The 12,775-nt window shown below is 62.8% G+C and carries 9 protein-coding genes; 3 read left to right on the top strand and 6 right to left on the bottom strand.

Annotated elements, in window-relative coordinates; all coding sequences use genetic code 11:
* Positions 1-80 precede the first annotated feature (80 nt).
* The 3 genes from MOD31_RS14030 to MOD31_RS14020 all read left to right on the top strand — a co-directional run bounded on the left by MOD31_RS14030 (position 81) and on the right by MOD31_RS14020 (position 5,041).
* Positions 81-1,442 carry an HRDC domain-containing protein gene (locus tag MOD31_RS14030; protein WP_250820940.1) on the top strand — a complete coding sequence of 454 codons (1,362 nt, stop codon included), beginning with the start codon at positions 81-83 and terminating at the stop codon, positions 1,440-1,442.
* A gap of 186 nt (positions 1,443-1,628) precedes the next feature.
* Entirely contained in the window at positions 1,629-2,900 is a 1,272-nt protein-coding gene (locus MOD31_RS14025; protein WP_250820939.1) for an acetyl-CoA C-acyltransferase, read from the top strand.
* A complete protein-coding gene (locus MOD31_RS14020; protein ID WP_223942321.1) occupies positions 2,897-5,041 on the top strand; it encodes a 3-hydroxyacyl-CoA dehydrogenase NAD-binding domain-containing protein in 2,145 nt (714 codons plus the stop codon). The genes MOD31_RS14025 and MOD31_RS14020 overlap by 4 nt, the downstream gene beginning before the upstream one ends.
* A gap of 136 nt (positions 5,042-5,177) precedes the next feature.
* Here MOD31_RS14020 and MOD31_RS14015 read toward each other — a convergent pair whose 3' ends face one another.
* The 6 genes from MOD31_RS14015 to acnA form a co-directional block, all read right to left on the bottom strand.
* A complete protein-coding gene (locus MOD31_RS14015) occupies positions 5,178-6,155 on the bottom strand; it encodes an aldo/keto reductase (protein ID WP_142939461.1) in 978 nt (325 codons plus the stop codon).
* A 67-nt stretch (positions 6,156-6,222) separates the two neighbouring features.
* Entirely contained in the window at positions 6,223-6,441 is a 219-nt protein-coding gene (locus tag MOD31_RS14010) for a hypothetical protein (protein ID WP_062068055.1), read from the bottom strand.
* A gap of 31 nt (positions 6,442-6,472) precedes the next feature.
* Complete coding sequence (locus MOD31_RS14005; RefSeq protein WP_142939462.1) at positions 6,473-7,033, bottom strand: hypothetical protein; 561 nt, start codon at positions 7,031-7,033, stop codon at positions 6,473-6,475.
* Positions 7,030-7,599 carry a DUF402 domain-containing protein gene (locus tag MOD31_RS14000; RefSeq protein ID WP_223942320.1) on the bottom strand — a complete coding sequence of 190 codons (570 nt, stop codon included), beginning with the start codon at positions 7,597-7,599 and terminating at the stop codon, positions 7,030-7,032. Before MOD31_RS14000 ends, MOD31_RS14005 begins: the two co-directional genes overlap by 4 nt.
* Positions 7,596-9,569, bottom strand: a complete 1,974-nt coding sequence (gene dxs, locus MOD31_RS13995) for a 1-deoxy-D-xylulose-5-phosphate synthase (RefSeq protein WP_142939464.1) — start codon at positions 9,567-9,569, stop codon at positions 7,596-7,598. Before dxs ends, MOD31_RS14000 begins: the two co-directional genes overlap by 4 nt.
* 200 nt (positions 9,570-9,769) lie before the next feature.
* Entirely contained in the window at positions 9,770-12,577 is a 2,808-nt protein-coding gene (acnA, locus tag MOD31_RS13990; protein WP_142939465.1) for an aconitate hydratase AcnA, read from the bottom strand.
* Positions 12,578-12,775 lie beyond the last annotated feature (198 nt).

Genomic DNA, 12,775 nt, shown 5'->3' with positions numbered 1-12,775 from the left:
CTGTGACAAACGCATCATCGGGTACCCCCAATGGACCGGCAACGCCCTGCTGCGGCCGGAATCGGTAAGCTTAAGCCACCATGACCCCTGAATATCCGGAAAACACCACGGCCGGCGATCCGGTTGCTGATCCCACCACCCACATCAAGGTAGACGGCTTCGACAGCCACGTCCCTGAAATTATCGATCTCGATACTCCCCGCGAAGGGGTACCCGTGGTCATCGACACCCTGTCAGGGCTGGAGCGGTGCGCAGCCGCCATCGCGGCCGGAACGGGTCCTGCCGGAGTGGACGCGGAACGCGCATCCGGGTTCCGTTACGGCCAGCGGGCTTTCCTGGTACAGATCCGTCGCGAAGGTGCCGGAACCTGGCTCATAGATCCAGAGCCCTTCGAGAACCTGAACATCATCAATGACGCCCTCCGCGGCGTCGAATGGATCCTGCACGCGGCCTCCCAGGATCTCCCTTGCCTCTCGGAACTCGGCATGTGGCCTGACAAACTCTTCGATACCGAACTAGCCGCCCGCCTTGCGGGACTCCCCCGGGTTGGACTTGCCGCAGTTATTGAACAACTCCTCGGCTTTGGCCTGGCCAAGGAACACTCCGCGGCCGATTGGTCCACGCGCCCCTTGCCGGAGCCCTGGCTGCGTTACGCAGCCCTCGACGTCGAAGTCCTCGCGGAGCTCCGGGAGGAACTCATCGAGTTACTGGAAGCCGACGGCAAGCTCGAATACGCCGAACAGGAGTTCGCAGGAATACTTGCCGCTGGCCTGTCGGCCCCGCGCGTGGATCCTTGGCGGAAAACCTCCGGTCTCCACCAGATACGCGACCGCAGGCAACTGGCCGCTGTCCGTGAATTGTGGCTGGAGCGGGACCAACTGGCGCGCAAACGCGACGTAGCGCCCGGCCGCCTCATCCCGGACTCCGCACTGGTGGCCGCAGCCAAGGCCATGCCCACCACGGTGCCTCAACTGCTGGCCACCAAGGGCTTCCACGGACGCTCAGCTCAAAGGGAAGCCCCACGCTGGCTGCGCTGCATCACCAATGCCCGGACACTCACTGACCTCCCGCCCCTCCACCTGCCCACCAACGCTCCGCCCCCACCCAGGGTCTGGGTGGATCGGGATCCCGAGGCTGCGGCTCGTCTTGCCACCGCCAGGCCGGCCCTTCAGGCCAAGGCCGATGAGCTGAAGCTGCCGGTGGAGAACCTGCTGACACCGGATTATTTGCGGCGGGTCACCTGGCGTCCTCCGGCCGACATCTCCCTGGAATCCGTCGCTGAGGAACTGCGGTCCCTGGGCGCCCGGGAATGGCAGATCTCCTTCGCGGCTCCCCTACTCACTGAAGCGTGCTTGAACCCCGCCCCGCTTCCCGCCAAAGAGAGCAAGGCCAAGGAAGCCAAAGCGCCCACGGACGCGCACTCTTCCGGCAATGCCGGCTAAGCTCCTTCCCGATGTGAGGCCTGCCCCCGCGAACCGTGGTTCGTGGCGGCAGGCCTTTCGCGTCCCAAGGACACGGACCCGGGCGGACCTTGCATGCTAAGTTACCCACGAGTAACATTGCATCAATGCCAGCCGAAGGGCCCGCGATGCGGGATTCGGCGCCATGTCTCAACGAGGAGTTAATACATGAGTTCATCCCGCAGTGCTCAGAGAAACGTCCGCGATGTCGTCTTCGTCGATGGCGTGCGTACACCCTTCGGCAAAGCCGGCGAGAAAGGCATCTACGCGGGTACCCGCGCCGATGACCTCGTGGTGAAGTGCATCCGCGAGCTGATGCGACGCAATCCCTCTCTTCCCGCGGACCGGATCGACGAGGTCGCCATCGCCGCCACCACCCAGACCGGGGACCAGGGCCTCACCATCGGCCGCACAGCGGCACTCTTGGCCGGACTCCCCCGCTCAGTACCCGGATTCGCGATCGACCGCATGTGCGCAGGTGCCATGACGGCAGTAACGACGACGGCGAGCGGCATCGGCTTCGGCGCTTACGACGTCGTCATCGCAGGCGGCGTGGAGCACATGGGCAACCACCCCATGGGCGCAGGCGCCGATCCCAATCCTCGGTTCATGTCCGAGCGCCTGGTGGATCCCGCGGCGCTGAACATGGGTAACACCGCGGAGAACCTGCATGACCGCTTCCCGGCCATCACCAAAGACCGCACAGACGCCTACGCCGCCGCCTCCCAGGCCAAGCTCGCCGCCGCGTATTCCAATGAGCAGATCCAGCAAGACCTCGTCCCCGTAGCCACCATGAAGCCCGGCCAGGGCTGGGCCCTGCACACCACGGACGAACCACCCCGTCCGGGCACCACCGTTGCGGACCTGGCCGAATTGCGCACGCCCTTCCGCGCCCACGGCCGGGTCACCGCAGGCAATGCCGCTGGCTTGAACGACGGCGCTACAGCGGCTGTTCTTGCTTCCGCCGACGCCGCTGAGGAACTGGGGCTCCCGGTCAAAATGCGCCTCGTCTCTTACGCCTTCGCCGGTGTTGAACCCGAGGTCATGGGCATCGGTCCGGTACCGGCCACCGAAAAGGCGCTGAAAAACGCAGGACTTGGCATCGAGGACATTGGGCTCTTCGAAATCAACGAAGCCTTCGCCGTCCAGGTCCTGAGCTTCCTGGACCACTTCGGCATCGCCGATGACGATCCCCGGGTCAACCGCTATGGCGGGGCGATCGCCGTCGGACATCCACTTGCTTCCTCGGGCGTCCGTTTGATGAACCAGCTCGCTCGGCAGTTTGAGGAAGACCACTCGGTTCGCTATGGCATCACCACCATGTGCATCGGATTGGGCATGGGTGCCACCGTCATCTGGGAAAACCCCCACCACGCCGCATACCAATCTTTCACTGCTGACCAGGCCACCACGGCCATCACCGAAGGAGCCGCCGCATGAGCGCCGCCGAATTCCAGAAACTCGCCGCTCTCTTCCCCGATGAAGTGGTGACCCACTCCTACGTGCAGGACATCTCCCTCCCGGGCGGTGCCGGCACCTTCGCACTGATCACCTTGGACAACGGCTTGGACCACTCCAAGCCCACAACTCTGGGGCCCAACACGTTGGTGGAACTCGGAGGGGTGTTGGACAACCTCAAGGAGCGGGCCTCACGGGGAGAAATCGTTGGCGTCGGCGTCACGGGCAAGCCCTACTTCCTGGTGGCCGGGGCAGACCTCTCAGCTGTTAAGACTCTCAAGGAACGCGAGCACGGGCTTTGGATGGCACAGCTTGGCCATGCCGTCTACAGCACCCTCGCGAACCTGGGCGTTCCTAGCTTTGCCTTCATCAACGGGCTGGCTTTGGGCGGTGGCTTGGAGATCGCCCTGCAGTCCACCTACCGAACCGTCTCGACGGGTGCCGGCGCCCTGGCCCTGCCGGAAGCGTTCATTGGCCTGGTGCCCGGATGGGGCGGCGTCTACATCCTGCCGCGCCTGATCGGCCCGGAGAATGCCGTCAAGGTCATGATCGAGAACCCCCTCAGCAACAATCGGACTCTCACCGGCCCGCAGGCGTTCGAGCTCGGCGTGGCCGATGCCATGTTCGAACCCGCCGATTTCGTGGAACAGTCGCTGGCGTGGGCGGCACGGGTTATCTCCGGCGACGTCACGCCGGAGAGGAAGAACGCCGTTGATGCCGCCGATGACGCAGTCTCCGGCCGGTGGGCTGCGGCGGTCACCGCGGGACGAGCCTTTGTGGAGTCCAAGACCTCCAACGCCTCTCCCGCCCCGGCCAAGGTCCTGGACGTCATGGAGGCCAACCGCACCATGACCCAAGCCGAGTCGGCTGAACTCGAGTGCGAGACCCTCGCGGGGCTCATGCAAACCGACGAGTTCCGCTCCACGGTGTACGCGTTCCTGGACCTCGTCCAGAAACGCTCCAAGCGTCCTGCAGGCGCGCCTGACCGTAAGCTTGCCCGCCCGGTCACCAAAATCGGCGTGGTGGGTGCAGGGCTCATGGCCAGCCAGCTGGCACTGCTGTTCGCCCGGCAGCTGAAAGTTCCCGTCGTTATGACGGACATTGATCAGGCACGGGTGGACAAGGGCGTCGCCTACGTCCACGCCGAAGTCGACAAGATGCTGGCCAAGAAGCGGATCAAGCCCGACGCCGCCAACAGGACCAAGGCGCTCATTACCGGATCCGTCTCCAAGGAAGCCTTTGCCGACGCCGACTTCGTGATCGAGGCCGTCTTCGAAGAACTGCACATCAAGAAGCAGGTCTTCGCCGAGGTTGAAGCCATTGTTTCTCCCGAATGCATTCTGGCCACCAACACGTCCTCGTTGTCGGTGACAGCCATGGCAGAGGATTTGAAGCACCCGGAACGCCTGGTGGGCTTCCACTTCTTCAACCCCGTAGCCGTCATGCCACTCCTGGAGATCGTTAGGGCGCCCAAGACCGACGACGCCGTCCTGGCCACGGCATTCGAACTGGCTAAGGGGCTCAAGAAGACTGCCGTGCTGGTCAAGGATGCTGCCGCCTTCGTCGTCAACCGCATCCTGCTCCGCCTCATGGGGGAAGTCATCGCCGCGTTCGACGAAGGCACCCCGGCAGAGGTGGCTGACAGTGCACTGCGTCCCATGGGCCTGCCAATGTCGCCGTTCACCCTGAGCGCCATGGTCGGCCTGCCGGTGGCACAACACGTCCAGGAGTCCTTGCATGCCGCGTTCGGCGAGCGGTTCCCGGTCTCGCAAAACCTGCAGAAACTCATCGACAACGGTGTGAAGAGCCTCTGGGCTCCGGGACCGGATGGAACCCCTGTCATCCCTGCCGAGACGCTGGCCCTCATGTCCTTCGGCGACACCCCGTCCACTGGCGAGGAAGTTCTGCGGCGTACGCAGGACGCTCTGGCCGAAGAAATCGGGCTCATGCTGGAAGAAGGCGTCGTAGCGGGCCCTGAGGACATTGACCTTTGCGTCATTATGGGCGCCGGATGGCCAATGTTCCTGGGCGGCATCACGCCGTACCTGGATAGGGTGGGCGCTTCCGAGCGGGTGAACGGCAAGCGATTCCTTGCCCCCGGCGTCGCATCAGCACCTGCCTGATCCGTCCCTCTCTCACATCCCGCGCCTTAAACCGGAACGCTCTCCCACTTGCCTCAAGCAAGTGAGAGAGCGTTCCGGTTTAAGGGCTGTTTTGTGAGAGAGGGACGCCTGTAGCTGGGCGGGATGGCAGAGCGAGCTAGAAGAGTGCAACCTTCGGCGCCCGCGGGAAGATCTCGTCCAACTCCGCGCGATCCTCCTGGTCAGGTACCCAGCGCACGGCCTCGGCGTTTTCGCGGATCTGCTCCGGACGGGTGGCGCCTGCGATCACGCTGCTGACCCCGGGCTGGGCAGCCAACCAGGAGAAGGCCAACTGAAGCTCGCTGATATCCCGTTCCTTGGCAAACTGGCCGAAGCGGCCCAACTGCTCCCAATCGGCGTCGTGCACCAGGTTGGTGCGCGTGTGGCTCAACCGGGAACCTTCAGGGGCCTTGCCCGCTGAGTATTTTCCGGTGAGAAGCCCGTTAGCCAAAGGGAAGTAAGGAAGGACGCCCAAGGAGAAAGCTCCTGCCGCCGGGAGCACTTCGAGTTCGGCACGGCGGTCCAGGAGGTTGTAGTGGTTCTGAGTGGAAATGAAACGGACGCCACCTGACTGCCGCCCCACATATTCGGCTTCAGCGATCTGCCATCCGGCAAAATTGGAATGGCCGATGTACCGCACCTTGCCGCTGGACACCAGGTCATCCAAGGCGCCCAGCGTCTCTTCAATGGGCGTCCGCGGGTCCGGGGTGTGGAACTGGTAGAGATCGATCCAGTCTGTGTCCAAGCGTCGCAGGGAAGCTTCCACGGCTTTGACGATGTAACGGCGCGAGCCTCGGGCATCGAAGTCGTTGCCGTTGACTCCACGCATGTCCATGCCGAACTTGGTGCCGATGACCACGTCATCACGGCGCCCCTTCAGCGCCTTGCCCAGCATGACTTCGCTCAGCCCCGGCTCCCGACCGTAAACATCGGCGACGTCAAAGAAAGTGACCCCGGCATCGAGTGCGGCGTGGACAACAGCGTCCGTGCCTTCCTGGGACTCGGTGGGAGTATTGGCGCGGCCCAGGTTGTTGCAGCCCAGCCCTACAGCTGAGACAGTGAGTCCGGAATGGCCAAGGCGTCGGTATTCAGTCATGAATTCAGCCTAATACGCGTCCCGGCGCTGATTGTCACCCAAGGCAACAAACTCCTCGGCAGAACAGTTAGCCGGTTCCGTACGAGATCCCGGATTCCTCCATGGCATCCTCAAGCTGCGCTACAGCCACCGGCCCCATCCCGTGGAGCTTGGACAGCCCGGCCTCGCCGAACTCGGCCAACTGCTCCAACGTCTCTATCCCCTCATGCGCTAGCGCCCGTCTGGCCGGAGCGGCCAGCCCTTTGGGCAGGGGCGTATGTCCGGGCCAGTTGCTCTTGGACGCCATGGGGATACCTCCTGGTGCGTTGGGGTGCTACTTAGAGAGTAAAGCCCACACCCTGCTTGGGCGAGTGCTTCACACGGAATGCCGTGGGGTCACTGTGGGGAGCTGCCGCAACCGTGAGCTTGGTGAAGTCCAGGTCCTCACCACGGACGCAGATTTTGATGGCGTTCACGGCCTTGTTGACGTCCGGGCAAAGGCAGAAGATGTTCAGGTGGCCGTTGCCGATTTCCGAACGGTCCACTACTCCCAGCCCGCGCCACGCCAATTCACCGGTGAGGGCAGCTTTGGCTTTACGCTCAAGGTGACGGTCGCGTTCAGTGCCGTCCTTTGACTTCAACGCAATCTGGGCAACTACCCAAAACTGTTCAGACTCAGGGATCTCGGCATAGCCGTCTTCCTCGCATTGCGCAGCAAAGGCAGCCATCAGGCCATCCACGGCAGATTCGTCGTCAACGTCTGCCTCGTCGGTCTTGCTCTGGTGACCCACTACACCGTGATTAACAACGAACTGCTGGTCTTCGTCGTCATACCAGGCCTCACGGAAGTGAAGTACTCCGTCGTCGTCGCGCTTGTACGCGCGGATAATGCCGCTCATGCTCGTCCTTTCCTGAACCACTCGGCGCTGGTGCTGGTGGCTCCGTTGACGTCGAAAGGCGCTTTCATGGTGTCCACTGCCTCAAAGAGCGCTGCGCATTCTGTGAGCATTGAGTCCACCGTCTGTTGCGGATAGCCCATGGCCATCCGATGATGCTCAAATTCGTCCTCATCGTCTACGAACACCCCATGCTTAGTGGAACGGATCACGTCCAGATCCATATCAATCATGTGAAATTCCCAAACGCCCGGCTTGATGGGATTCCAGTCATGACCGGTGGCCAGGTCAACATAGATCCTGAAGTCCCCCGGATAACTGTCGTCGTAGAAGGTTGCCACAAACTCGCCTGCCCGCGGGACCAGCAACAAGGCGTCCGATGCTGTGTAGAAAGCTGCTCCCGGGCGGGCACAGAACTCCCCTGCCCCCTGAAATATCCACCAACCGTGGATGTCTTCACCAAGGTAACGTCCAGGCACCACCCAGTGGGCCTTGCCGTCCCATTTCCTGTTCCTCGACACCACGAGGTCACCGGGCTGCACTGCGCCCGGCGCGCGCTCGTCCGTCACAGCGTTGGCAGGCTGCCGGTGGTGGGGTGCTCCTGGCCCGGGAGAGGCCTGGCGAAGGGGACCTTCGTCCCCAAAACCTGGGCTACGACGTCGTGCGTTATCTTCTGAGCCGTCAGGCCAACGCGCTCCAGGACCTGGCTGCGGGAGCCGTGCACCAGGAACTCCACCGGCAGGCCCACTTCGTTCAGCGCGGTGTCCACGCCAGCGGCGCGCATTTCCTGTCGGATACGGGACCCCACGCCACCTGCGCGGACGCCGTCTTCTATGCAGATCACCAGGCGGTGACGGGCAGCAAGGGCAATGATGGATTTACGGACGGGAAGGACCCACCGCGGATCCACCACCGTGGAACTGATGCCTTGGGCGCCCAGTCGGGAAGCAACATCCAGAGCGAGTTCGGACATAGCGCCGACGCTGACAATCAGGACATCGTTCTCGGTGGAGCCTTCCGGACGCCGTGCGAGGATGTCCACGCCGTCGTGAAGCCTGTCTATCGCTTCAATTTCGGAACCAACGCTGCCCTTCGAGAATCGGACCACTGTGGGGGCATCGTTGATGGCGACTGCTTCACGCAGTTCTTCGCGGAGCCTGGTGGCGTCACGGGGAGCCGCCAAATGGAGACCGGGCACGATCTGAACCATCGCCATGTCCCACATGCCGTGGTGGCTGGGGCCATCCGGGCCGGTCACGCCGGCACGGTCCAGGACGATGGTCACACCGGCTTTATGCAGTGCAACATCCATTAGGAGTTGGTCAAAAGCGCGATTCAGGAACGTGGCGTAAACCGCCACCACGGGGTGAAGCCCACCGAAGGCCATTCCAGCGGCGGACGTCAGCGCGTGCTGCTCGGCAATACCGACATCGATCACCCGTTCGGGGTGGCGCTCAGCAAACTTGTGCAATCCCACGGGAATCAGCATGGCGCCGGTAATACCGACGATATCCGGGCGCTCATCCGCGATATCCGCGATCTCTTCAGCGAAAACGGAGGTCCAGGACCTTGCTCCCGGCATTTCCGTGGGCTCACCCGTTTCGGGGTCAATGATGCCTACCGCGTGGAACTGGTCTGCTTCATTGGCCAAAGCCGGCGCATAGCCGTGGCCCTTCTCCGTCATGGCATGCACAATGACGGGTCCACCGTAGGCCTTTGCGGTGTTGAGCGCATGTTCCATGGCTTGGAGGTTGTGTCCGTCAACCGGGCCGATGTACTTCATGCCAAGGTCCTCGAACATACCCTGCGGGGCCCACCAGTCCTTGATGCCCTTCTTCATGGCATGCAGGCTCTTATAAGTGAACTGACCCGCCGGGCCGCCGTCCTGGAGCTTCTTCTTCCACCAGTCCAGCATGCGCTCGTAAGCCGGCGTGGTGCGCAGGGAATCAATGGTGGGACGCAGCGAGGCAAGGTAATCGGCAAAACCGCCAACAGTGGGGGCATACGAGCGTCCGTTGTCATTGACCACGATCACCACGCGGCGCCGTTTGTCGGCGGCAATGTTGTTGATGGCTTCCCACGCCATGCCACCGGTCAGCGCGCCATCGCCAACGACGGCGACGACGAACCGGTCGCCTTCACCGGTCAGCTGGCGGGCACGCGAGATGCCGTCTGCCCAGGACAGTGAGGAAGATGCGTGTGAACTCTCCACGATGTCGTGCTCGGACTCGGCACGGTCAGGGTAGCCGGATAGCCCTCCCTGCTGGCGGAGCGTGGTGAAGTCCTGACGTCCTGTGAGCAGCTTGTGCACATAGGACTGGTGCCCCGTATCGAAGACGATGCTGTCCCGCGGTGACTCAAAGTTCCGGTGCACGGCGAGGGTGAGCTCTACGACGCCCAGATTGGGCCCGAGGTGTCCACCCGTCGCGGCTACGTTGGTGATCAGGAACGCCCTGATTTCGCCGGCCAGTTGTTCCAGCTCGGTGCCGGATAATGTGGCCAGGTCCCGTGGATCCTTGACGGTTTCCAAAAGTCCCAACGGCCCTCCTTAGGGTGAATGACGTGCTTGTTAACTCTAGCGCGTGCCCGGGCAAGCATGGTGCGCCTCGGCCTCAAGCCTTGGCATTGTTCTCCCGATCCGGTCCCCTGACTGATGCCCGGGACGCCAACAGCCCCGGCTGGTCGGGCGACCAGCCGGGGCTGTCCGGCTACTGAATCAGCTGGGAACCAGCCGCTTCCTTATGCCGAGATCTGGCGCAGAACGTACTGCAGGATGCCGCCGTTGCGGTAGTAGTCCGCTTCACCCGGGGTATCGATGCGCAGAACGGCGTCGAAGGACTTGGCGGTACCGTCTTCAGCCGTGGCCGTGACCTTGAGCGTCTTCGGCGTGGTGCCGTTGTTGAGCTCGGTGACGCCTTCCACCGCGAAGGTTTCGGTGCCCGTCAGGCCCAGCGTTGCTGCCGACTCGCCGGCCGGGTACTGCAACGGAAGGACTCCCATGCCGATGAGGTTGGAGCGGTGGATGCGCTCGTAGCTCTCAGCGACGACGGCCTTGACGCCCAGAAGCGCCGTACCCTTGGCTGCCCAGTCACGGGACGAGCCGGAGCCGTATTCCTTGCCGGCCAGGACAACCAGGGGCGTTCCTGCTGCCTGGTAGTTCTGTGCTGCGTCGTAGACGTAAGCCTGGGGCGCACCTTCCTGGCTGAAGTCGCGGGTGAAGCCACCCTCAACGTTGTCCAGGAGCTGGTTCTTGATGCGGATGTTGGCAAACGTACCGCGAATCATGACTTCGTGGTTGCCACGGCGTGAGCCGTAGGAGTTGAAGTCCTTGCGCTCCACACCGTTGGCCAGAAGGTACTGGCCCGCAGGAGTGTCCGACTTGAAGGAACCGGCCGGGGAGATGTGGTCCGTGGTGACGGAATCGCCAAGCTTCAGGAGCACGCGGGCGCCCGAAATGTCCTTGACGGGATCCGGCTGGGCCTTCATGCCTTCGAAGTACGGGGGCTTCCGCACGTAGGTGGAGTCCTCGGCCCAAGCGAAAGTATCGCCCGCCGGGGTGTCAAGGGCCTTCCAGCGGTCGTCGCCGTCGAAAACGCCCTCGTAACCCTTGGCGAACATTGCCTCGTCAATGGAGGAGTCAATGACTTCCTGCACCTCGGTGGGGTTCGGCCAGATGTCCTTGAGGAAGACCTCGTTGCCCTCGGAGTCCGTGCCCAGCGCATCGGTTTCGAAGTCGAAGTCCATGCTTCCTGCCAGGGCGTAAGCGATGACCAGCGGCGGCGAAGCCAGGTAGTTCATCTTTACGTCCGGGTTGATGCGGCCTTCGAAGTTGCGGTTGCCGGAGAGGACGGCAGTGACGGAGAGGTCGTTGGCCTGGATTGCCTCGGAGATTTCCGGCTCAAGCGGGCCGGAGTTACCGATGCAGGTGGCGCAGCCATAGCCCACAATGTAGAAGCCGAGTTTCTCCAGGTAGGGAGTCAGGCCGGACTTCTCGTAGTAGTCAGTGACAACCTTTGAGCCCGGTGCCACAGAGGTCTTGACCCACGGCTTGGAGGTCAGGCCCTTGTCCACGGCGTTGCGTGCAAGGAGGGCCGCAGCCAGCATGACGGACGGGTTGGACGTGTTGGTGCAGGACGTGATCGAAGCGATCGACACTGCGCCGTGGTCCAGCTCGAACTCGCGGCCATCGGCGGTCTTGACCTTGACCGGCGACGACGGGCGGCCGTGGGCACCGTTGGCGGCAGAGTAAACGCGGTCCGTTTCCGTGGTGTGCGAATCGGCGTGCGTGAAGGACGGTGCATCCGAAGCCGGGAACGATTCGTCCAGGGACTCGTCAACGCTGCCGTCTTCAATGGCGACGTAGTTGTGGATGTCCTTGCGGAACTGCTCCTTGGCATCCGTGAGCTCAATGCGGTCCTGGGGACGCTTGGGGCCGGAGATGGAAGGAACAACGGTGGACAGGTCCAGCTCCAGGAACTCGGAGAAGCGCAGTTCGCGGGAAGGATCGTGCCAGAGGCCCTGTTCCTTGCTGTAGGCCTCAACCAAGGCAACATTTGCTTCGGAGCGGCCGGTCAGGCGCAGGTAGTCCAGGGTGACGTCGTCGATCGGGAACATCGCAGCCGTGGAACCGAACTCGGGGCTCATGTTGCCGATGGTGGCGCGGTTGGCCAGCGGCACGGCGGCAACGCCTTCGCCGTAGAACTCAACGAACTTGCCAACAACACCGTGCTTGCGCAGCATTTCGGTGATGGTCAGCACGACGTCGGTAGCGGTGGCGCCGGCGGGGATGCTGCCCTTGAGCTTGAAGCCCACAACGCGGGGAATCAGCATGGAGACGGGCTGGCCGAGCATTGCAGCCTCGGCTTCGATGCCGCCAACGCCCCAACCCAGGATGCCCAGGCCGTTGACCATGGTGGTGTGCGAGTCGGTGCCAACACAGGTGTCGGGGTAGGCGCGGACAACGCCGTCTACCTCGCGGGTCATGACCGTGCGTGCCAGGTATTCGATGTTGACCTGGTGGACGATGCCGGTTCCCGGGGGGACAACCTTGAAGTCGTCGAACGCGGTCTGGCCCCAGCGAAGGAACTGGTAGCGCTCACCGTTGCGCTGGTATTCGATCTCCATGTTGCGCTCCAGTGCGCCGGAGTTACCGAAGGCATCGATCTGGACGGAGTGGTCGATCACCATTTCTGCAGGCGCCAACGGGTTGACGCGCTTGGGGTCACCGCCGAGCTCCTTGACGGCTTCACGCATGGTAGCCAGGTCCACGACGCAGGGAACGCCGGTGAAGTCCTGCATGATGACGCGGGCGGGGGTGAACTGGATTTCCGTGTCGGGCTCCGCATTGGGATCCCAACCGGCCAGCGCGCGGACATGGTCAGCCGTTATATTGGCGCCATCCTCAGTCCGCAGGAGGTTTTCAAGCAATACCTTAAGGCTGAACGGAAGGCTGTCTGCGCCCTCTACGGAGTTCAACCGGAAAATTTCATAGTCGGTGCCGGCTACATTCAGTACGCCTTTGGAACCGAAGCTGTCCACAGTGCTCATGGCAGGACTCCTCTCGCAACAGTTTCATCTTTGTCGCGTGGTTGGCCGCTAGCCAGTTAGGCGCACCTTACTTAGCCGGGCGGCATCTCTCTTGGTCACCCCGGTCAGCGGCGTTGATTTCCGTTGACCGGGGCTACTACTGCCATCGTAATGGCATACTTCGGTGTTGCGTCACTGATCAGTTGCCTCCGGGGAAAC

This window comes from Paenarthrobacter sp. TYUT067 (genome assembly GCF_023656375.1).
Taxonomy (GTDB): domain Bacteria; phylum Actinomycetota; class Actinomycetes; order Actinomycetales; family Micrococcaceae; genus Arthrobacter.
The sequence above is the reverse complement of the archived record's forward strand: the minus strand, read 5'-3'. Positions and strand labels throughout refer to the sequence as shown.